The organism is Pseudomonas sp. B6001, assembly GCF_013386015.1.
Classification (GTDB): Bacteria; Pseudomonadota; Gammaproteobacteria; order Pseudomonadales; family Pseudomonadaceae; genus Aquipseudomonas.
Genome location: NZ_JACAOX010000020.1, coordinates 288087 through 309992, shown reverse-complemented (window position 1 = coordinate 309992; position 21906 = coordinate 288087). Strand labels below are relative to the sequence as shown.

Genomic DNA, 21906 nt, shown 5'->3' with positions numbered 1-21906 from the left:
CTTTCATAAATGCGACATAGATTTGCGACATTTCGTCGCTAAATTTGTGAGCGTCTGTGTCGGTGTGTACAATGACCTCCCTTTTGCCCCCGCTAAGCCGGCGTACGTTCGGCGTGGAAGGTAACCGGTTGAATTGAAAAGAAATTTGCCTCGGAATAAGAGGCAGCCTGGTGAGAAAGTGTCTATGAAAGCAGGTCTGTACCAACCCGATGAATTCAAGGATAACTGCGGTTTCGGCCTAATAGCCCACATGCAGGGCGAGCCCAGTCATACCCTTTTGCAAACGGCCATCGAGGCCCTGACCTGCATGACCCACCGCGGTGGGATCAACGCCGACGGCAAGACCGGTGACGGTTGCGGCTTGCTGATTCAAAAGCCCGACCAGTTCCTGCGCGCAGTCGCCAAGGAACATTTCGGCGCCGATTTGCCCAAGCAGTACGCTGTGGGCATGGTGTTCTTCAACCAGGACCCGGTAAAAGCCGAAGCTGCTCGCGAGAACATGAACCGCGAGATCCTGGCCGCTGGCCTGCAGCTCGTCGGCTGGCGCAAAGTGCCGATCGACACCAGCGTACTCGGCCGCCTGGCGCTGGAGCGCCTGCCGCAGATCGAACAAGTGTTCATCGCAGGCGACGGCCTGAGCGACCAGGACATGGCGATCAAGCTGTTCACCTCTCGTCGTCGCTCGTCCGTGGCCAATGCCGCCGACACCGACCACTACATCTGCAGCTTTTCCCACAAGACCATCATTTATAAAGGCCTGATGATGCCGGCGGACTTGACCGCCTTCTATCCAGACCTGAGCGATGAGCGCCTGCAAACCGCAATCTGCGTGTTCCACCAGCGCTTCTCCACCAACACCCTGCCGAAATGGCCGCTGGCCCAGCCATTCCGCTTCCTCGCCCACAACGGCGAGATCAACACCATCACCGGCAACCGCAACTGGGCCGTGGCCCGTCGCACCAAGTTCGCCAACGACCTGATGGACCTGGAAGAGCTCGGCCCGCTGGTCAACCGCGTGGGTTCCGACTCCTCCAGCATGGACAACATGCTCGAACTGATGGTCACTGGCGGCATCGACCTGTTCCGTGGCGTGCGCATGATCATTCCGCCAGCGTGGCAGAACGTCGAGACCATGGACCCCGACCTGCGGGCGTTCTATGAGTACAACTCGATGCACATGGAACCGTGGGACGGCCCGGCCGGCGTGGTAATGACCGACGGTCGCTACGCCGTGTGCCTGCTCGACCGTAACGGCCTGCGCCCGGCGCGCTGGGTGACCACCACCAACGGCTTTATCACCCTGGCGTCGGAAATCGGCGTGTGGAACTACAAGCCGGAAGACGTGATCGCCAAGGGCCGCGTTGGCCCGGGCCAGATCCTCGCCGTGGACACCGAGACCGGTCAGATCCTCGACACCGATGCCATCGACAACCGCTTGAAGTCCCGTCATCCGTACAAGCAATGGCTGCGCAAGAATGCCCTGCGCATCCAGGCAACCATGGAAGACAACGACCACGGTTCTGCCTTCTACGACGTCGACCAGCTCAAGCAGTACATGAAGATGTACCAGGTCACCTTCGAAGAACGTGACCAGGTGCTGCGCCCACTGGGCGAGCAGGGCTATGAGGCCGTTGGCTCCATGGGCGATGACACGCCAATGGCCGTGCTGTCCCAGCGCGTGCGCACGCCGTACGACTATTTCCGCCAGCAGTTCGCCCAGGTGACCAACCCGCCGATCGACCCGCTGCGCGAAGCCATCGTGATGTCCCTGGAAGTGTGCCTCGGTGCCGAGCGCAACATCTTCCAGGAATCGCCTGAGCACGCTTCCCGCGTGATCCTCAGCTCGCCGGTCATTTCCCCGGCCAAGTGGCGCTCGTTGATGACCCTGGACCGCCCGGGCTTCGACCGGCAGATCATCGACCTGAACTACGACGAGAGCCTCGGCCTGGAAGCCGCTGTGCGCAACGTCGCCGATCAGGCGGAAGAAGCCGTGCGCGCCGGCCGTACCCAAATCGTGCTGACCGACCGCCATATCGCCCCGGGCAAGCTGCCGATCCACGCTTCCCTGGCCACCGGCGCGGTACACCACCGCCTGACCGAAAAGGGCCTGCGTTGCGATTCCAACATCCTGGTTGAAACCGCCACCGCCCGCGACCCGCATCACTTTGCGGTGTTGATCGGCTTCGGCGCCTCGGCGGTGTATCCGTTCCTGGCTTACGAAGTACTCGGCGACCTGATCCGTACCGGCGAAGTCCTGGGCGACCTCTACGAGGTGTTCAAGAACTACCGTAAGGGCATCACCAAGGGCCTGCTGAAGATCCTGTCGAAGATGGGCATCTCCACCGTCACGTCCTACCGCGGCGCGCAATTGTTCGAAGCCATCGGCCTGTCGGAAGAAGTTTGCGAGATGAGCTTCCGTGGCGTGCCGAGCCGCATCAAGGGTGCGCGTTTCGTCGACATCGAAGCCGAGCAGAAAGCCCTGGCCGCCGAAGCCTGGAGCGCGCGCAAGCCGATCCAGCAAGGCGGCCTGCTGAAGTTCGTGCACGGTGGCGAATACCACGCCTACAACCCGGACGTGGTCAACACCCTGCAAGCCGCCGTGCAGCAAGGCGACTACGCCAAGTTCAAGGAATACACCGCGCTGGTGGATAACCGCCCGGTGTCGATGATCCGCGACCTGTTCAAGGTGAAAACCCTGGACACGCCGCTGGCCATCAGCGAGATCGAGCCACTGGAATCGATCCTCAAGCGTTTCGACTCCGCCGGTATTTCCCTGGGCGCCTTGTCGCCTGAGGCTCACGAAGCCCTGGCCGAAGCCATGAACCGCCTGGGTGCGCGTTCCAACTCCGGCGAAGGCGGTGAAGACCCGGCGCGCTACGGCACCATCAAGAGCTCGAAAATCAAGCAGGTCGCCACTGGCCGCTTTGGTGTGACCCCGGAATACCTCGTCAACGCCGAAGTGCTGCAGATCAAGGTTGCCCAGGGCGCCAAGCCGGGCGAAGGCGGGCAACTTCCAGGCGGCAAGGTCAATGGCCTGATCGCCAAGCTGCGTTATGCAGTGCCGGGCGTGACATTGATTTCGCCGCCGCCGCACCACGACATCTACTCGATCGAGGATTTGTCGCAGCTGATTTTCGACCTCAAACAAGTCAACCCGCAGGCCCTGGTCTCGGTGAAACTGGTCGCGGAAGCCGGCGTGGGCACCATCGCCGCCGGTGTGGCCAAGGCCTATGCCGACCTGATCACCATCTCCGGCTACGACGGCGGCACCGGCGCTTCGCCGCTGACCTCCATCAAGTACGCCGGCGCACCGTGGGAACTGGGCCTGGCCGAGACTCACCAGACCCTGCGCGGCAACGACCTGCGCGGCAAAGTCCGGGTGCAGACCGACGGTGGCCTGAAAACCGGCCTCGACGTGATCAAGGCTGCAATCCTCGGCGCCGAAAGCTTCGGCTTCGGCACCGCGCCAATGATCGCCCTGGGCTGCAAATACCTGCGCATCTGCCACCTGAACAACTGCGCCACCGGCGTGGCCACTCAGAACGAGAAGCTGCGCAAGGACCACTACATCGGTACCGTCGACATGGTGGTGAATTTCTTCACCTACGTCGCCGAGGAAACCCGTGAGTGGCTGGCCAAGCTGGGCGTGCGTTCCCTGGAAGAGCTGATCGGCCGTACCGACCTGCTGGACATCCTCGAAGGCCAGACCGCCAAGCAACAGCACCTGGACCTGACGCCGTTGTTGGGCAGCGATCACATCCCGGCCGACAAGCCACAGTTCTGCCAGGTTGACCGCAACCCGCCGTTCGACAAGGGCCTGCTGGCCGAGAAGATGGTCGAGATGGCCACTTCGTCGATCAACGACGCGAGCGGCGGCGAATTCGCCCTGGATATCTGCAACTGCGACCGTTCCATCGGCGCACGCATTTCCGGCGAAATCGCGCGCAAGCACGGCAACCAGGGCATGGCCAAGGCGCCGATCACCTTCCGCTTCAAGGGCACCGCTGGCCAGAGCTTCGGCGTATGGAACGCCGGTGGCCTGAACATGTACCTCGAAGGCGACGCCAACGACTACGTGGGCAAGGGCATGACCGGCGGCAAGCTGGTGATCGTCCCGCCAGTGGGCAGCGTCTACAAGACTCAAGACAGTGCCATCATCGGCAACACCTGCCTGTACGGCGCAACCGGCGGCAAGCTGTTTGCCGCGGGCACGGCCGGTGAGCGTTTCGCAGTGCGTAACTCCGGTGCCCACACCGTGGTTGAAGGCACGGGCGATCACTGCTGCGAGTACATGACCGGTGGTTTTGTCGCGGTGCTGGGCAAGACCGGCTACAACTTCGGTTCGGGCATGACCGGCGGTTTCGCCTACGTGCTCGACCAGGACAACACCTTCGTCGACAAGGTGAACCACGAGTTGGTGGAGATCCAGCGGATCAGCGGCGAAGCGATGGAATCCTATCGCAACCACTTGCAGCATGTGCTGGACGAATATGTCGAGGAAACCAACAGCGAATGGGGTCGCAACCTCGCTGAAAACCTCGATGACTACCTGCGTCGTTTCTGGCTGGTCAAGCCCAAGGCTGCCAACCTGAAATCGTTGCTTTCCAGCATCCGTGCCAACCCGCAGTGATATGCGCCTGAAGAGTTTGATGAGGTTTTAACATGGCTGAACGTCTGAATAACGACTTCCAGTTCATCGATGTCGGGCGCAAAGATCCGAAGAAGAAACTGTTGCGTCAACGCAAGAAAGAGTTCGTGGAAATCTACGAGCCCTTCAAACCCCAGCACTCGGCCGACCAGGCCCACCGCTGCCTGGGTTGCGGTAACCCGTATTGCGAATGGAAGTGCCCGGTGCACAACTTCATTCCGAACTGGCTGAAGCTGGTGGCCGAGGGCAACATCCTCGCCGCCGCCGAGCTGTCTCACCAGACCAACACCCTGCCGGAAGTGTGCGGCCGGGTGTGCCCGCAGGACCGTCTGTGCGAGGGTGCGTGCACCCTCAACGACGGCTTCGGCGCGGTGACCATCGGTTCGGTGGAGAAGTACATCACCGACACCGCGTTCGCCATGGGCTGGCGCCCGGACATGTCCAAGGTCAAGCCGACCGGCAAGCGCGTCGCGATCATCGGCGCGGGCCCGGCGGGCCTGGGCTGTGCCGACGTGCTGGTACGTGGCGGCGTGACCCCGGTGGTGTTCGACAAGAACCCGGAAATCGGTGGCCTGCTGACCTTCGGCATCCCCGAGTTCAAGCTGGAAAAAACCGTACTGAGCCATCGTCGCGAAGTCTTCACCGGCATGGGTATCGAGTTCCGCCTCAATACCGAAATCGGCAAGGACGTGACCATGGAGCAACTGCTCGAAGAATACGATGCCGTGTTCATGGGCATGGGCACCTACACCTACATGAAGGGTGGCTTCGCCGGTGAAGACCTGCCGGGCGTGTACGACGCTCTGGACTTCCTGATCGCCAACGTCAACCGCAACCTGGGCTTTGAAAAGTCGCCGGAAGATTTCGTCGACATGAAAGGCAAGAAGGTCGTGGTGCTGGGCGGTGGTGATACCGCGATGGACTGCAACCGCACTTCGATTCGCCAGGGCGCCAAGTCGGTGACCTGTGCCTACCGTCGTGACGAAGCCAACATGCCGGGTTCGCGCAAAGAGGTGAAGAACGCCAAGGAAGAAGGCGTGAAATTCCTCTACAACCGCCAGCCGATCGCTATCGTCGGTGAAGACCGTGTCGAAGGCGTGAAAGTGGTCGAGACCCGTCTCGGCGAACCGGATGCCCGTGGCCGTCGCAGCCCCGAGCCGATCCCGGGTTCCGAAGAGATCATCCCGGCAGACGCCGTGGTCATCGCCTTCGGTTTCCGCCCAAGCCCGGCGCCGTGGTTCGAGCAGTTCGAAATCCAGACCGACAGCCAGGGCCGCGTTGTAGCCCCGGAACAAGGCCAGTACAAACACCAGACCAGCAACCCGAAAATCTTCGCCGGTGGCGACATGGTGCGCGGTTCTGACCTGGTAGTGACGGCCATCTTCGAAGGCCGCAACGCCGCCGAAGGGATCCTGGATTACCTGCAGGTCTGACCCCGATCCCGGATTGAAATGGGATCAAAATGTGGGAGCGGGCTTGCTCGCGAATGCGGTATATCAGTCACCAGATGTGTTGGCTGACCCACCGCTTTCGCGAGCAAGCCCGCTCCCACATTTGTTTTGTGGCGCTTTCATATCCGCGACAAATTGACCCGATAGACAAAAGGCACGGCTCTTGCCGTGCCTTTTGCGTCGCGCTCTGAGAAAATGCCCGCACTTTTTTTGCGGATGCCGACATGACTGCCCTCAAGAACGACCGTTTCCTTCGTGCCCTGCTCAAGCAACCCGTGGACGTCACCCCTGTGTGGATGATGCGCCAGGCCGGTCGCTACCTGCCGGAATACCGCGCCAGTCGCGCCCACGCCGGCGACTTCATGAGCCTGTGCATGAACCCGGAGTTCGCCTGCGAAGTCACCATGCAACCGCTGGACCGCTATCCACAGCTGGATGCGGCCATCCTGTTCTCCGATATCCTGACCATCCCTGATGCCATGGGCCAGGGCCTGTACTTCGAAACCGGCGAAGGCCCGCGTTTCAAGAAAGTCGTCAGCACCCTGGCCGATATCGAAGCCCTGCCGATCCCCGATCCCCACAAGGACCTGGGCTACGTCATGGACGCGGTCAGCACCATCCGCCGCGAGCTGAACGGCCGCGTGCCGCTGATCGGCTTCTCCGGCAGCCCGTGGACCCTGGCCACCTACATGGTCGAAGGCGGCTCGTCGAAAGACTTCCGCAAGACCAAGGCCATGCTGTACGACAACCCGCAAGCCATGCACCTGCTGCTGGACAAGCTGGCGCAGTCGGTCACCTCCTACCTCAACGGCCAGATCATGGCCGGCGCTCAGGCGGTGCAGATTTTCGACACCTGGGGTGGCAACCTGTCGGCGGCGGCGTACCAGGAGTTCTCCCTGGCCTACATGCGCAAGATCGTCAGCGGCTTGATCCGCGAACACGAAGGCCGCAAAGTGCCGGTGATCATGTTCACCAAGGGCGGCGGCCTGTGGCTGGAAAGCATCGCCGACGCCGGCGCCGACGCGCTGGGCCTGGACTGGACCTGCGACCTCGGCGAAGCCCGTCGCCGCGTGGGCAACAAGGTTGCGCTGCAAGGCAACATGGACCCGACCGTGCTGTACGCCAAGCCGGAAGCCATCCGTACTGAAGTGGGCCGCATCCTCGCCAGCTACGGCAAAGGCAGTGGTCACGTGTTCAACCTTGGCCACGGCATTACTCCGGAAGTTGATCCGGAGCACGCAGGCGCGTTCCTGCGGGCGGTGCACGAGTTGTCGGCGCAGTATCACGAGTGATCGCGCGGCAATGAAAAAGCCCGGCAGATGCCGGGCTTTTTTGTAAGCGCTGGTTAAGCCTTGGCTTCCTGCAACGGCGGTAACTTCGCCAGCTTCAACGCCACCAGCAACGCGACGATCAACAGCGCGACGATAAACCCGCCAATCCCGTTCCACCCGGCGTAGTGCCAGAAGAAACCGCCCGCCGTCCCCGCAATACTCGACCCAACGTAGTAACTGAACAGGTACAGCGAAGACGCCTGGCCCTTGGCTTTCAGTGCGCGGCGGCCGATCCAGCTGCTGGCCACCGAGTGGGCGCCGAAGAAGCCGAAGGTGAAGATCAACATGCCGGGCACTACCAGCCACAGCGGGGTAAACAGCGTCAGGGCGATACCGCCGAGCATCAGCACGATGGTGCCCCAGAGCACTCGGCGACGGCCCAGGCGGTCGGCCAGGGAGCCGATTTTCGCCGAGCTGTAGATACCCGAGAGGTAGACCAGCGACAGCAGGCCTACCACGGCCTGGCTCAAATCGTACGGGTCCGCCAGCAAGCGGTAGCCGATGTAGTTGAACATCGTCACAAAGGCGCCCATCAGCACGAAGGCTTCGAGGAACAGCCACGGCAGGCCGGCGTCCTTGAAGTGCATGGTGAAGCCGTCCATCAGGCTGCGCGGGTGCAGGGTGCTGGCGCGGAAGTTGCGCGATTCGGGGAGGATCTTCCAGAACACCGTGGCTGCGATCAGCGCCAGGGCGCCGATGATCAGCATCGCCGTGTGCCAGCTGACGAAGTCGATCAGCACACCGATGATCAAGCGGCCGCTCATGCCGCCAATGGCGTTACCACCGATGTACAAACCCATGGCCAGGCCGATGTGTTGCGGGTGGATCTCTTCACTCAGGTAGGTCATGGCCACCGCTGCCAGGCCGCTGAGGGACAGGCCCACCAGTGCGCGCATCAGCAGGATGCCTTCCCAGCTTGGCATCAAGCCGCTGGCGATGGTGCACAGTGCGGCGCAGAACAGCGCGGCAACCATCACCGGCTTGCGCCCCAGGGTGTCGGAAATCGGCCCGGTGATCAGCAGGCCAATGGCGAGCATGCCGGTGGCCACCGAGAGAATCAGGCTGCTTTGCGCGGCATTGATGGAAAATTCGTGGGACAGCGCCGGCATCATCGGCTGTACGCAGTAGAGCAGGGCGAAAGTGGCGAAACCGCCGGAGAACAGCGCCAGCACCGTGCGCATGAACATCGGGGTGCCTTTTTCGATGTACTGCTCGTTGAGCTGTGCCACCACTTCATCGAGGGCGGTGGGCGGTACTTCTTGAGCAAGCGGAGCGACAGCAGATTTCACGCGGGACCTCGGGGAGGAAAGGCTGCCAGGGCTGGCAATGCAAAAAAGAATATAGCTCCCTATTGATTCTTTCCAATATATTGTTCGACCTGTTTAAGAGCTTTTACGACCTAATGAGGTTTTCATGGAATTGCGCCACCTGCGTTACTTCATCGCCGTGGCTGAAGAGCTGCATTTTGGCCGCGCCGCGCAGGTGCTGGGGATCTCCCAGCCGCCCCTGAGCCAGCAGATCCAGGCGCTGGAGCAGGAGATAGGTGCGCGGTTGTTTGAGCGTACCAATCGTCGGGTCGAGCTGAGCGAGGCCGGCAGGTTGTTCCTGCAAGAGGCGCGGTTGGTGCTGGCGCAGGTGGATAAAGCGGCGGACGTGGCACGTCGGGCGCAGCTGGGGGAACTGGGGGAGTTGAAGATTGGCTTCACCTCTTCTGCGCCGTTCAACTCCAGCATCCCACAGGCGATCTTCGCGTTTCGCCAGGCATTCCCGGCGGTGCATTTGAATCTGCAGGAGATGAGCAGCACGGAAGTGGCCGAGTCGCTGGTGGATGAGTCGATTCAGGTGGGGTTGATGCGACCGTTGCCGTTGCCCGATTCCTTGAGCGTCGTGGAACTGATGCGCGAGCCCTTGGTGGCCGTGCTGAACGCCGGGCATCCGCTGGTGGAGGGCAGTGAGCGTGGTTTGCACCTGGCGCAATTGGCCGAAGAGCCGTTTGTGTTTTTCCCGCGGACTTACGGCAGCGGCCTGTATGCCCAATTGATGAGCCTGGCGCGTGATGCCGGCTTCAGCCCGCATTTCGCCCAGGAGGCCGGGGAGGCAATGACCATCATTGGCCTGGTGGCGGCGGGGTTGGGTGTCTCGGTGTTGCCGGCGTCGTATCAGCGGATCCGCATTGATGGTGTGGTGTATCGCACGTTACTGGATCAGGAGGCGGTGACGGCGGTGTGGCTGGTGCAGCGCAAGGGTCAGCAGACGCCGATGGCCAAGGCGTTTGTCGAGTTGCTGACCCGTAAGGCATTGGTATGACCGACGCATAACCTGTGGCGAGGGAGCTTGCTCCCGCTGGGCTGCGCAGCAGCCCCGAAACCCGACGACTGAGTTTTACCAGGCAACCTTCAATCGCAGGTTTCAGGGGCGCTTCGCGCCCCAACGGGAGCAAGCTCCCTAGCCACAGGGAAGCGGGTGTTTCAGTTCTGCTTCGACGTCCCGGTCTGCTGGAGCAACTGCGCCGTGTCACTCACACCATTGGTGCGCAACGCCGCCAGGATGTCACGGTCCAGCATGCTCACCCAGCGGTTGTAGTTGCGGTGAATCTTGCCGTCCTTGTAGCCCAGGTCGCGGCTGTCGCGGTAGGTGATGGCGTAGCTGGTGGCGGTGTAGCGAATGTCGATTTCAGCGTGGAACTGGTTGCGCACGTTGATCTCGGCCTGCACCAGTTGCGGGCTCAGGCGCTGCACCACCCATTGGCGTTTGTTCAAGGCCGCGATAATGGTCTGCTTCATTTTTTCTTCGTTGACCTGCGGGTTCGCCGGCAAGTCGTGCTGGGTGTTGAGCACCGGTTTGTTGGTGCAGCCAGCGGTGGTGAGCAGGGCCAAAGCGACCAGTGTTGCGCGTAGCAGGGAAGACATTCCATTTCTCCAGTCAGTAAAAAAACTTAGACCCAGCGGCGGAAGATCAGCGAAGTGTTGACGCCGCCAAAGGCAAAATTGTTGTTCATCACGTAGTCGCTGTGCAGCTCGCGGAACTCACCTTGCAGGTAGTCCAGCTCGCCGCAGCGCGGGTCGACTTCGTCGAGGTTGAAGGTGTGCACGTATTGGTTGCGGTTCATCATCTCGATGCTGAACCACGACTCCAGCGCGCCGCATGCACCCAGGGTGTGGCCGAGGAAACTCTTCTGCGAACTGATGGGCATGCGGCTGCCGAACAGGCTGCTGGTGGCCAGGGTTTCGGCGATGTCGCCTTGGTCGGTGGCGGTGCCATGGCCGTTCACATAGCCGATCGCGTCGGGCGCAAGCCCCGCATCTTCCAATGCCAGTTCCATGGCGCGGCGCATGGTGGCCTGTTCCGGGCGGGTGGTGTGCTGGCCGTCGGCGTTGCTGCCGAAGCCGACGATTTCCGCGTGGATATGCGCGCCACGGGCCAGTGCATGTTCCAGCTCTTCGAGCACCAGGATGCCGCCGCCTTCGCCGATCACCAGGCCGTCGCGGCCACTGTCGTAGGGACGCGGGCTGGTTTGTGGTGCATCGTTTTTCAGGCTGGTGGCGTACAGCGCATCGAACACCATGGCTTCGGTAGGGCACAGCTCTTCGGCGCCACCTGCCAACATCAGCGGCAGGCGGCCGAACTTGATGGCTTCATAGGCGTAGCCGATGCCCTGGCTGCCGCTGGTGCACGCGCTGGACGTGGGGATCAGCCGGCCGGTGAGGCCGAAGAAAATGCTGATATTCGCCGCCGTGGTGTGGGGCATCATCCGCACGTAGGAGTTGGCGTTCAGCCCCTCGGCCACCGAGTTCAGCAGCATATTGCCGAAGGCCTTGATCTCGTCGGTGCTGCCGGTGGACGAGCCACAGGCCACGCCCATGCGCCCGTCCTTGATCGACTCGTCGCCCAGCAAGCCGGCGTCTTTGAGCGCCTGCTCCGCCGCCCATACCGCTAGCCGGGAAACCCGGCCCATGCTGCGCAGTTGCTTGCGGGTCCAGTGGGCGGGCACCACGAAATCATCGATCGGCCCGGCCAGCCGGGTGTTCAGTTCGGTGAAACGGTCCCACTCGTCCATGCGCCGGATGCCGCTGCGGTTGGCGCGGAAGTTGGCGGCGATGGTTGCCCAATCGCTGCCCAGGGACGTAACGCCGGCCATGCCGGTGACCACCACACGTTTCATCAGCACAGGCCTCCATTCACGGCCAGCACTTGGCGGGTGATGTAGCCGGCTTCTGCCGACATCAGGAAATTCACCGCCCCGGCGACTTCTTCCGGAGTGCCCATGCGCTGGGCGGGGATCATTTTCATCAGCTCTTCCACCGGTACGTTCTCATCGAGCATCGCGGTGTCGATCAGCCCGGGGGCCACGCAATTGACGGTGATCTTGCGCTTGCCCAGCTCGATGGCCAGGGCCTTGGCGGCGCCGATCAGGCCGGCCTTGGACGCGCTGTAGTTGACCTGGCCGCGGTTGCCGATCAGCCCGGATACCGAGGTGATGCACACGATCCGCCCGGCGGCGCGACGACGAATCATCGGCATCATCACCGGGTGCAGCACGTTGTAGAAACCGTCGAGGTTGGTGCGCATCACCACGTCCCAATCGTCTTCCGACAGCGCTGGAAACGCGCCGTCGCGCGTCAGGCCCGCATTGAGCACCACGCCGTAATACGCGCCATGGGCTTCCACGTCGGCTTCAAGGATCTCCTTGCAGCTGGCGCGGTCCGCCACATCGAATTGCAACACCCGGGCCTTGCGCCCCAGCGCTTCGATTTCGACCTGCACCGCATCCGCCTCGGCACGCCCGCTGCGGCAGTGCAGCACGATGTCGTGCCCGGCCTGGGCCAGGCGCACAGCGATAGCGCGGCCGATGCCACGGCTGGAGCCGGTCACCAATACGGATTCAGTCATGGCGTGGTGTCCTTCGATTCATCTAAATAGTTGGCCGCCTGGGGCGGTCGAAATACGTTCAAGCGCGCGCTGGCCTGGATGCCGTGACCGGTGAGGTGGCATTCGAACACACCCATGCCGTTGTCGTCTTCCAGGGAGCGCAGGCCGTGGATGGTCAGCTCGGTGCCGGCGGGAAAGTGCTCGACGTTGCACTCGAACTTGCGCGTGCCCAGCAGGAAGCCCAACTCCACGGCTTCACCTTTCTGGCGCGCGCGGCAACCGGCGTAGGCCGCGACGCTTTGCGCCATCAACTCAATGCCGACCCACGCGGGCAGGCTGCCGTCAGCGCGGTTGAAAAGCCCGCCGGGCTTGACCGTCAGGCGGGTCTGGATCTGTTCTTCATCAAAGCTCAGGACCTGATCGATCAGGATCATGTCACCGGCGTGGGGCAGCAGTTCGGCGAGCGGCCAATCAGTCATGGGGCGTCTCCGATAATCAGGCTGACGTTGTTGCCGCCGAAGGCAAACGAGTTGCTCATCAGGCAGCGTTTTTCCAGGGCGTCGCCGGGCGACGCCCACTTCAGTACGGGCAGGCCGGGGTCCGCCTGGCCATCCCAGACATGGGGCGGCACTACGCCTTCTGCCAGGCTCAGCCAGCAGAACGCCGCTTCCAGCGCGCCGGCGGCGCCCAGGGTGTGGCCGGTCATGGGTTTGGTCGAGGAGCAGGCTACGCCGTCCGGGAACAGGGTCGCGACCGCCAGGCTTTCCATGGCATCGTTATGTTGGGTAGCGGTGCCGTGCAGGTTCAGGTAACCGATTTGTCCGGGCGCCAGTTGTGCGCTGGCCAGGGCCTTGCGCATCGCTTGCAACGCACCCTTGCCGGTAGGCTCGGGGGCGGAAATATGGTGGGCGTCGCAACTGGCACCACTGCCCAGCAGTGCGACCGGCGCCGGGGTTTTGCTCATCAGGAACAACACGGCGGCTTCGCCGATATTGATGCCGTTGCGGTTCAGCGAAAACGGATTGCAGCGCTCTGCCGAAACCGCCTCCAGCGACGAAAAACCATTGAGGGTCAGCTTGCACAGCGTGTCGACACCACCGCAGATCACCGCATCGCACACGCCCAGGTCCAACAGGCGTTGGGCACTCATCAGCGCTCGTGCGCTGGAGGTGCAGGCGGTGGAAATCACGTAGGCCGGGCCGCTCAGTTGCAGCCAGTCGGCGAGGAAATCGGCCGGGGCGCCAAGCGCCTGTTGCTGATAGTCGTAGTCGGCGGGGAACTGGTTTTCCCGCAGATAGTGGGCGATGCCACGGCTGGCTTCATCGATGCCCGAGGTGCTGGTGCCGAGCACGATGCCAATGCGCGACGCGCCGAACGTCTGGATCGCTTGCCGGATCTCGTCGTCAATCTGCAACGCGGCTTCCAGCAGCAACTGGTTATTGCGGCTGCGATGGGATTCCAGCCCGGGCGGTATCGCCGCCAGTTCACCGTGCACAGCGGCCACCGGCAACACACGCTCCGGCACCCAGCCGCTTTCGGCGCGCATGCCGGAGCAGTCGCCGGCAAACAGGCTGCGGCTGACTTCGCGCTTGTCGCGGCCCAGGGCGCAGATCACGCCGAGGGCATTGAGGTAGGCGCTCATCGGGCAGCCCCTAGCGGCGAGATGTGGTAGGTCAGGTGTTGCCCGATCACGTCCACGCGAAACACCAGGGAGGAGTGATAGGTGATCTTCCAGTGGGACGGCAGGGTGCGGATCAGGTCCATTTCCTGGGTCCCGGGGTACAGCCTGGAAACTTCATCCGCCGAGGTCAGGGCGAACAACAGCGCGGCAAACAATTCACGCGCCTGGGGATTGGGCGGCAGCAGACCGTCGGCCTGCCAGGCGCCATTGATCAGCATCTGCCGAGCCTGGGGAATGCCCAGCGGGTCCATCATCGACCAGCGGATCCCGCCGCCTTCGCGCTGCATCACCAGCAACCAGTCCTGGCGTTGGCCATCCTGTTCGCGCTGCACATGCAGTTGCAACGGCAGGCTCAGCACCGGGTTTTTCGACGGCAACGGCGGCTGGCTGGCGCAGGCACTCAGCAGCAACAGGCAACCGATCAACAGCATTCGGATCATGTTTCAGTGCTCGCCAGAGGTTTACGGGCAACCACGTTGACCAAGGTTTCTTCGCGCTGGCCGGCCGGTTTTGGCTGGCGCAGGCCCCAGCGCTCAAGCAGGCCGAAATCGGTGGCGCGGCTCCACCACAGGTACGGGTACGAGACGTTCTGCGGGCCGAACTCAAAGCCCTGCTCGCGAATCATCTCAAGGTACTCCTCGGCGCTTTTCTGCACATGCATCGGGTGACGAAACAGCCAGCGGATTACCCAAGTGTCGATATAGGCCTCGGTGGATTCGGCAAACAGCAGGTAGCCGCCCGGCTTGAGCACCCGATAGAACTCTTTCAGGGCGCGATGCTGTTCCACCAGATGATGGAAGGTCTGGTGACAGAACAGCACGTCGACACTGGCGTCGGCCACGTCGAGGGTCGCGCAGTCGCTGCCGATCAACTCGATGGCGATGCCCTGGCGCGCGGCTTCGGCGCGGCTCAGGTCGAGGCTGTGGGGGTCGGCGTCGAGGCCGATCAGGCGTTCGGGGGCGAACACCTGCTGCAGGTACTGGAACGACTTGCCCTGGCCGCAGCCGGCGTCCAGCAGTACCGGAGCAACCGGCAGCGGGTCGCTGAACAGGCTGCGCAGGTCGTTGATGGCCACGCGCAGCACATGGTGCTGCCAGGTGTGGCTGCGCAGGAACCAGAAGCCGAATTTGGTTTCTTCGACGTAGTTTTTACTCAGGTATTGGCTGCTCATCTCATCTTCCTTGTCCCGGACGGGCTGGCCCACGGCGCCAGCATGAAGCTGAACGCCAGCCCCAGGCTCACCGACAGCCCAAAATTACTCACCGCCGGTGTGCTGGAAATAGCCAGCAGGCCGAACGATAGCCAAGTAGTCACGGCCGCCAACAGTGTGCCCAACAGGCTCACGGCGGCGCCGCCAATTTGTTCACGCATCAGGATCGCGTAGTCGACGCTGATGGCGGTCACCAGCAGCAGGCCGAACAGGCTGAACAACGTCAGCGGCTGCCCCAGCCAACCCAGGCTGGCCAGGCTGCACAGCGCCGCCAGCAACGGCAGGGCGACGATGCGCAAGGCGCCGCCGAAGCCGAACGGCAGGATCAGCAGCAGTACGATCAACACGCAGGACATCAATTTCAATTCCGCCGCGCTGATCTGTGTGGCGGCGAACACCTGGTTCAAGTCGCCGAGGCGATCCACCAACTGCACGCCGGGCAGATCCAGGGCCTGCACCCGCAGCAAGGCCGGGTTGTTCAAGCCTTGCAGGCTCACCATCGCCGCCACGCCACCGTCGACATTCCCCAGCCACAGCGTGCGCCACGGCTCGGCCAGCGGGCCGACCAGTGCTGCGTCGATGTCTTCGGTGGGCAAGGCCTGCAACTGGGTCAGCTCGGCTTGCAGCGCGCTGGCCGGTACGCCGAGGTCCAGCAATGGCTGCCAGTACTGCGGCAGTTGGTTCAGGGCTTCACGCAGTTGCTGTTGCTCCGCCGGCGCGCTGACCAACTGATTGAGCGCCAGGTAACCCTGGAGCTTGTCCATGTTCACCAACTGATCCAGGCGCTGGCTCAGCGCGGCCTGGCGTTCCAGCAACTGCTGCTGGTTGTCCGCCCGCACGAGGAAGAACTGGCTGGTGGGCTGGAACCCGGTAATCCGCGCAACGGCCTGGGCTTCCTGCAGCAACTGCGGCGGCGCACCGATCCACTGGCGGATATCGTTTTTGCTGTTCAGGTGCCACAGCCCACCGGCGCAAAACACCAACACCAGTACCAGCAACACCGGGCTTGGCAGGCGCTTGAGCAGCGACTCGCGCACGCTCAGCAGGAACTCGGCAATGCGCAGGGGCCATTGCGCCGGGCGCAGCTCGACGCCTTTGAGCAAGGCCGGCAACAGGCACACGGCCGACAGGTAAGCGCCCACCAGACCGGCAGCGGAGAACACCGCGATTTGCGTCAGCGCCGGGAACGGCGTCCACGCCAGGGCCAGGTAACCGATGCAACTGGTGGCCAGGCTCAGGCTCAGGCCCGGCAAGGTCAGGCGCAAGGCCGGCCAACTGCGCCAAGGGCTCATGCTCCAGCTCTTGGACAGGTAATGCAGCGGGTAATCCACCGCCACGCCGATCAGGCTCGAGCCCAGCACCAGCGTGATCACATGCATATGCCCGAACAGCGCCACACAGGCCACCGCACCAAACAGCATGCCCACCAGCACCGGCACGAACGCCAGCAACACCCGCCAGCGGCGGAACGCAAGCAGCAGCAATAACAGGATGCCTACCGTCGCGCCGCCGCCGACCCAAGTGATTTCCCGGGTGGCCTGCTGCTGACCATTGGCTGCATACAGCAGGCCGCTTGCGGCGAGCAATTGCGCGCCTTGCTGGTCGGCCTGCTCGCGGCTGGCCTTGAGCAGGTCAGCCACTTGCAGCGGCAGTTTCATGTCGAAGGCATTGCCGGTGGTGCGGGCCCGCAGCAGTACCCAGCTTTTGCCGTCGGCATCGGCGATCAGCGCGCCGCTGCCGATATCCAGCTGCACCGAACCGTGTTGCGGCTGGCTGTTCTGGATGCGCCCGGTGAGGCCCAGCCAATCGTCCTGGCTCGGCACCAGGCTGAAGCCGGTGAACGGGTCGAACAGCGCCTGAACCCGCTGCTGAATAAACGCCTGGGGCTCGTCGATCAGTTGCTCGCGATCCTTGGCCGAGAGCATCGCCAGCCGGCCTTGCAGCAACTGCTGACGCAGGGCCGGCAGGTCGGCTTGGAGGTTCCACTGGACCTTTTCAAACAGGCCGCTGGCTTGCCAGGCTTCGCCCAATTGCGTCGCCATGGCCATGGCTTTTTGTCGATCGGCATGCCCCACCAGCACCAGCATTTCGCGGTTCAGCGGTTCCTGCATGCGCTGTTCGGCGCGCAGCTCCAGCGCATCCGGCGCGGTGCCGGGCACCAGTTCCATCAGGTTCGCCGACAGCGGTGCGCCATGGCGCCATTGCCAGCCCGCCAGGGCCAACACGGCCACCAGCAGGATCAGGAACAGGCGCGGCAACCAGCGTTCACTCGGCAAAGTCGTGTTGCTCCGCGTCGCTCAAGGGCTGGCTGCTGGTGCTGTCCTGCATGCGCAGTACGGTGCTGTCGCCCTGGGTTTCCAGCAGCTCGATCTTCTGCACCAGTTCGCCGCCGTCGATATTGATTTGGGTGAACACCTGCTTGAGCAGCAGCGAGCGCGGGATCAGCGTGAGTTTCCACTGCTGGGCTTCGCCTTGCAGTTGCAGCTCGAAGTCACGCTGCAAGCCGCTGCTGTCGCCCTGTAACACGGCGAGGAACAAACGGTTCTGCTCGGCGCCGGCGCTCTTGTTCGGCAGCAATTGCCAGCCGTTGGCGTCACGCCGGGCGATGCCGTTGGCGCTGATGCGGTATTCCTGTTGCAGCGGGGTTTTCAGCAGCCACAGCAGGCCGTGATCCTTGGCCAGGACAAACGTGCCCTTGCTGACCAGCGGTTGCGGTAGGGCGCGCAGGTGTTTTTCCTGGGTGAAGTTGCCGTGGATCACCGACGGTTTTGCAAGCTGATCGCTGAGTTGCTGCAGGTCGAAAGCATGGGCCAGGCCTGGAATGCCCAACAACAGAATGAAGGCGATTCCTGTGGGAGCGGCGGTGCGACGATTCGACTTGCTCGCGAAGAACCTGAGGGCGCCACGGGGTGTCAGGCGGCCTGCGTTATCGTTGACGATTTTCGCGAGCAAGTCGAATCGTCGCACCGCCGCTCCCACAGGGAATCTCATTTCAAGGCTCTCTCTATGGCGTCAGTGAATATTTTTGGCGACGCCAACTGCATTTCGCGGCTGGCAATTTCCACCGCCACTTGCACGGTGCTGGCGCGGGTCAGACGCTCACCGGTGGCCTTGTCGCTGATCAGGTAATTGACCTTCAAGCGGTTCTCCCACTCCACCAGGCTGGCGCGCACGTTGATGGTCTGGCCGAAGGTCGCGCCGCGCACATAGCGCAGCTGCATGTCGATCACCGGCCAGGCGTAGCCCGCTTCCAGCATCGCCGTGTAGTTGTGGCCGAGCTTGTCCAGCAAGGCGCAGCGGGCGACTTCCAGGTACTTTACGTAGTGCCCGTGCCACACCACGTTCATGGTGTCGATGTCGAAAAACGGCACGAGGATTTCAGTGTCGCAGTGCAACACGCCGGGGCTACGCATGCAGCCTCCAGTGTTGCTCGGCGATGCGTTTCAGGCACAGGCGCAGTTCGCCTTCCAGGGCGCGGTCTTCGATGACCGGCGGGAAGTCCTTGGCCAGCTCGTCGTGCATGGCGGCCAGCGCCGGCGGCAGCGGGCGCGCATCTTCAGCCTGGGCCCGTAGCCATACGCCCTGGTTGGCGGCGAGCAAGGTGGCGGCGGCGACTTGTTCGGTCAGTTCCAGCACACGAATCGCATCGCGGGCGGCGATGGTGCCCATGCTCACCTTGTCCTGGTTGTGGCACTCGGTGGAGCGCGAGAACACGCTGGCCGGCATGGTGTTTTTCAGCGCTTCGGCGGTCCAGGCGCTGGTGCCGATCTGCACAGCCTTGAAGCCGTGGTTGATCATCGCCCGCTCGGCTGGCGCACCGGACAAATTGCTCGGCAAGCCGTGGTTGTAACGCACGTCCACCAGCAGCGCGAGCTGGCGGTCCAGCAGGTCGGCGACGTTGGCCACCAGGGTCTTGAGGCTGTCCATGGCGAACGCGATGTGGCCGCCGTAGAAGTGGCCGCCGTGCAGTACGCGTTCTTCTTCGGCGTCGATGATCGGGTTGTCGTTGGCGCTGTTGAGTTCGATCTCGATGAACGAGCGCAACCAGTTCAGGCTGTCGGCCAGCACGCCCAGGACGTGGGGCGCGCAGCGCAGGGAGTAACGGTCTTGCAGGCGATGCAGCGGCGCGGTCGGCGCGTCAATCGCCAGATCCTTGCGCAGCCAGGCGGCGACTTGCATCTGCCCCGGGTGTGGCTTGGCGGCGAACAGGCGCTCGTCGAAATGCTCCGGATTGCCTTGCAGCGCCACCACGTTCAGCGCGGTGATGCGCGTGGCCAGTTGCAGCAGGTAGTCGGCGCGGGCGAAGGCCAGGCAGGCGAGGCCGGTCATCACGGCGGTGCCGTTCATCAGCGCCAGGGCCTCTTTCGGGCGCAGTACCAGCGGGTCCCAGCCCAGCTCGCGGTGCACCTCCGCCGCCTGGCGGCGTTCGCCACGGAACATCACTTCGCGCTCACCGGACAAGGTTGCGGCCACGTAGGACAGCGGCGTCAAGTCACCGCTGGCGCCTACCGAGCCTTCTTCCGGAATCAGCGGCAGCACGTCGAATTCCAGGAACGCGTGCAGGCGCTCCAGCAACTCCACGCGCACGCCCGACACGCCATGGCACAGCGACTGCAACCGCGCCGCCAGCACCGCGCGGGTGGCTTGCGCATCCAGCAACTTGCCCAGGCCGCAGCCGTGGAACGTGTAGAGGTGGCGGGGCAGCGCTTCGACGTGCTCCAGCGGCACCGCCACCACGCACGAGTCGCCGTAGCCGGTGGTCACGCCGTAGATCACGCCTTCCTTGTCCAGCAACGAATCCAGGAACTGCGCGCCCTTGGCGATGCGCTGGCGGTACTTGGCATCAGCCTGCAGTTGAGTCGGCGCCTGACGGTTGGCCAGGGCCAGCACGTCTTCGATGCGCAGGGGAATTTCGCCGAAGGTTACCGGCTTAAGATGCGTCGTCATCGGTCTTCCAGAAAGGGTAAAAGTTGAACCATTGTTGGGGCGCTTCCAGGCAGAACTGGCCCAGGCGCTCGGCGTAGCGGGCGGTCCATTGTGCGATCACCTGCTGGCGGTCGCTGCGTTTCCATTCGATCAACCGGGCAAACGGCTCGATGATCAGGCGATAACGGCCTTGATGCTTCAAGCACATCAGCAGGTTGACCGGGCATTTCAGCAAACCGGCCAACAGCCACGGGCCTTGGGGGAAGGCGGCGTCATGGCCGAGGAAATCCACGCGTACCGTGCGCCCGCCATGCAGCGGTACGCGGTCGCCGGCAATCGCCAGCCACTCGCCGTCGTCGAGGCGCTGGCTGAGCAGCATCATCACCGCCGGATCAAGTTCGCTGACCTGGATCAGGCGCAGATTGGTCGCCCCGGCTTCGCCCAGAATCCGGTTGAAACGTTCAGCGTGCTTGGTGTGCACCAGCACGTTCATGGTGACCTTTTCGCCAAGCTCGGCGAGGGCGCGGCACACCTCAAGATTGCCCAGGTGCGCGCCCACCAGCATCTGCCCGCGTTCGCTGCGCAGCTGGCCGCGCAGTTGGGCCGGGTCGATGATTTCGATCTGCTCCAGGCGCAGCTTGCCGTTCCATACGTCGAGCTTGTCCAGCAGGGCGTCGGCGAACGCCATGAACTGGCCGAAGACGCTTCTGTGGGTAGGGCGCAGGTCGTCGCGCCGGCTCCAGTCGGCCAGGCGCTGCTGGTATTGCCAGGCGCTTTGGCGGGCCGTGCGGCCGAACAGAAAGAAGTAGAAAACGATGCCGTAGAGCAGCGGGCTCAGCAGCCGGCGCCCGAGGACCTTGGCGGCGAAGGCGGTGAATTTCATCAGCCAGAAGCTGCCGCGCTCCTCGCGGTCGGCCCAGTGCTTGGTGTCCTGGCTCATGCCTGCCACCGGCGCCAGAGGATCATCGGCGCGCGCACCAACATGCCGAAGAACAGCCGGGTGTGCATCGAGGAAATCAGCGCGTTGTCGTGGAACAGGCGAAAGTGCGACAGGCCGTCGGCGGGGTAGTGCACCTTGGTCGGCAGCCAGCGCATCGGCTGGTTGCGCCAGGCCAGGCGCACCAGGATGTCGGAGTCGAAATCCATGCGTTTGCCGATGTTGGCCGAGTCCATCAAGGCCAGGGTCGGTGGCAGTGGGTACACGCGAAAGCCGCACATGGAATCGCGGATCTGCAGCGACAAGGTGTTGATCCACACCCAAACGTGGGTCAGGTAGCGCGCGTAAAGGCGGCCCTTGGGCACGCTGTCGTCGTATTCCGGGTAGCCGCAGATCACCGCATTCGGGTGGGCGCGGGAGGCGTCGAGGAAGGTACCGACTTCCCGCAGGTCGTGCTGGCCGTCGGCGTCCACTTGCAGGGCGTGGGTGAAACCCAGGCGTGCGGCTTCGCGAAAGCCGGCCATGACGGCGGCGCCTTTGCCCTGGTTGGCGGGCAGGGTCAGCAGGGACACGTTGTCGAGGGTTGCCAGTTGCGCCAGCACGGCGGCGCAGGCGGCGCTGCTGCCGTCGTCTACCAGCAGGCATGGCAGGCCGCTGGACAGCACGGTGCGCACCACGGCGGGCACGGCGGCTTCGTGGTTATAGACCGGGATCAAGGCGCAGGGCTTATGCATAACAGGTACCCCATTGGCAGAAGCGCTGTGCGTGGCGAGGGAGCTTGCTCCCGCTGGGCTGCGAAGCAGCCCCAACACAGGCGACCGAGACCTGCCTGATAAACCACAGTGCCTGGGTT

18 protein-coding genes are annotated in these 21906 nt (G+C 63.3%); 4 read left to right on the top strand and 14 right to left on the bottom strand.

What is annotated here, in order from left to right; translation table 11 throughout:
• Nucleotides 1-184: 184 nt before the first annotated feature.
• From gltB to hemE, 3 genes are all read left to right on the top strand, one after another.
• The gene (gene gltB, locus HX821_RS23315) at nucleotides 185-4630 is read left to right on the top strand and encodes a glutamate synthase large subunit (RefSeq protein ID WP_003209351.1); all 4446 of its coding nucleotides are present in this window, start codon (nucleotides 185-187) and stop codon (nucleotides 4628-4630) included.
• A 32-nt stretch (nucleotides 4631-4662) separates the two neighbouring features.
• A complete protein-coding gene (locus tag HX821_RS23310) occupies nucleotides 4663-6081 on the top strand; it encodes an FAD-dependent oxidoreductase (protein ID WP_003209353.1) in 1419 nt (472 codons plus the stop codon).
• A gap of 242 nt (nucleotides 6082-6323) precedes the next feature.
• Nucleotides 6324-7391 (top strand): uroporphyrinogen decarboxylase, encoded by a 1068-nt coding sequence (hemE, locus tag HX821_RS23305; protein ID WP_087692524.1) that lies wholly within the window; start codon nucleotides 6324-6326, stop codon nucleotides 7389-7391.
• 53 nt (nucleotides 7392-7444) lie between these two features.
• Here hemE and HX821_RS23300 read toward each other — a convergent pair whose 3' ends face one another.
• Entirely contained in the window at nucleotides 7445-8662 is a 1218-nt protein-coding gene (locus HX821_RS23300; RefSeq protein ID WP_371316176.1) for an MFS transporter, read from the bottom strand.
• Between the two features lie 181 nt (nucleotides 8663-8843).
• Here HX821_RS23300 and HX821_RS23295 point away from each other — a divergent pair, with 181 nt between their 5' ends.
• A complete protein-coding gene (locus HX821_RS23295; RefSeq protein WP_003209358.1) occupies nucleotides 8844-9737 on the top strand; it encodes a LysR family transcriptional regulator in 894 nt (297 codons plus the stop codon).
• A gap of 161 nt (nucleotides 9738-9898) precedes the next feature.
• Here the strand turns inward: HX821_RS23295 and HX821_RS23290 are convergent, their stop codons facing one another.
• From HX821_RS23290 to HX821_RS23230, 13 genes are read right to left on the bottom strand one after another with little or no spacing between them, the layout of a single operon-like run.
• A complete protein-coding gene (locus HX821_RS23290) occupies nucleotides 9899-10339 on the bottom strand; it encodes a hypothetical protein (RefSeq protein ID WP_003209360.1) in 441 nt (146 codons plus the stop codon).
• Nucleotides 10340-10365: 26 nt separating this feature from the next.
• A complete protein-coding gene (locus HX821_RS23285) occupies nucleotides 10366-11592 on the bottom strand; it encodes a beta-ketoacyl-ACP synthase (RefSeq protein WP_008439241.1) in 1227 nt (408 codons plus the stop codon).
• Entirely contained in the window at nucleotides 11592-12320 is a 729-nt protein-coding gene (gene fabG / locus HX821_RS23280; protein ID WP_087692521.1) for a 3-oxoacyl-ACP reductase FabG, read from the bottom strand. The genes HX821_RS23285 and fabG overlap by 1 nt, the downstream gene beginning before the upstream one ends.
• Nucleotides 12317-12778 carry a hotdog family protein gene (locus HX821_RS23275; protein ID WP_102604305.1) on the bottom strand — a complete coding sequence of 154 codons (462 nt, stop codon included), beginning with the start codon at nucleotides 12776-12778 and terminating at the stop codon, nucleotides 12317-12319. The genes fabG and HX821_RS23275 overlap by 4 nt, the downstream gene beginning before the upstream one ends.
• Nucleotides 12775-13941 carry a beta-ketoacyl-[acyl-carrier-protein] synthase family protein gene (locus HX821_RS23270; RefSeq protein ID WP_177036478.1) on the bottom strand — a complete coding sequence of 389 codons (1167 nt, stop codon included), beginning with the start codon at nucleotides 13939-13941 and terminating at the stop codon, nucleotides 12775-12777. The genes HX821_RS23275 and HX821_RS23270 overlap by 4 nt, the downstream gene beginning before the upstream one ends.
• Nucleotides 13938-14420 (bottom strand): hypothetical protein, encoded by a 483-nt coding sequence (locus HX821_RS23265; RefSeq protein ID WP_173883011.1) that lies wholly within the window; start codon nucleotides 14418-14420, stop codon nucleotides 13938-13940. The genes HX821_RS23270 and HX821_RS23265 overlap by 4 nt, the downstream gene beginning before the upstream one ends.
• Complete coding sequence (locus tag HX821_RS23260) at nucleotides 14417-15151, bottom strand: class I SAM-dependent methyltransferase (protein ID WP_093202557.1); 735 nt, start codon at nucleotides 15149-15151, stop codon at nucleotides 14417-14419. The genes HX821_RS23265 and HX821_RS23260 overlap by 4 nt, the downstream gene beginning before the upstream one ends.
• Nucleotides 15148-17466, bottom strand: coding sequence for an MMPL family transporter (locus tag HX821_RS23255; protein WP_177036476.1), 2319 nt, complete (start codon nucleotides 17464-17466; stop codon nucleotides 15148-15150). The genes HX821_RS23260 and HX821_RS23255 overlap by 4 nt, the downstream gene beginning before the upstream one ends.
• A complete protein-coding gene (locus HX821_RS23250; protein ID WP_177036474.1) occupies nucleotides 17456-18181 on the bottom strand; it encodes an outer membrane lipoprotein carrier protein LolA in 726 nt (241 codons plus the stop codon). The genes HX821_RS23255 and HX821_RS23250 overlap by 11 nt, the downstream gene beginning before the upstream one ends.
• Nucleotides 18178-18603 (bottom strand): thioesterase family protein, encoded by a 426-nt coding sequence (locus HX821_RS23245; protein ID WP_177036472.1) that lies wholly within the window; start codon nucleotides 18601-18603, stop codon nucleotides 18178-18180. Before HX821_RS23245 ends, HX821_RS23250 begins: the two co-directional genes overlap by 4 nt.
• A complete protein-coding gene (gene hutH / locus HX821_RS23240) occupies nucleotides 18596-20137 on the bottom strand; it encodes a histidine ammonia-lyase (protein WP_177036470.1) in 1542 nt (513 codons plus the stop codon). The genes HX821_RS23245 and hutH overlap by 8 nt, the downstream gene beginning before the upstream one ends.
• Nucleotides 20121-21056 carry a glycosyl transferase gene (locus HX821_RS23235; RefSeq protein WP_003209381.1) on the bottom strand — a complete coding sequence of 312 codons (936 nt, stop codon included), beginning with the start codon at nucleotides 21054-21056 and terminating at the stop codon, nucleotides 20121-20123. The genes hutH and HX821_RS23235 overlap by 17 nt, the downstream gene beginning before the upstream one ends.
• Nucleotides 21053-21787: a glycosyltransferase family 2 protein gene (locus tag HX821_RS23230; protein ID WP_087692512.1), complete on the bottom strand. Its 735-nt coding sequence runs from the start codon at nucleotides 21785-21787 to the stop codon at nucleotides 21053-21055. The genes HX821_RS23235 and HX821_RS23230 overlap by 4 nt, the downstream gene beginning before the upstream one ends.
• Between the last annotated feature and the right edge of the window lie 119 nt (nucleotides 21788-21906).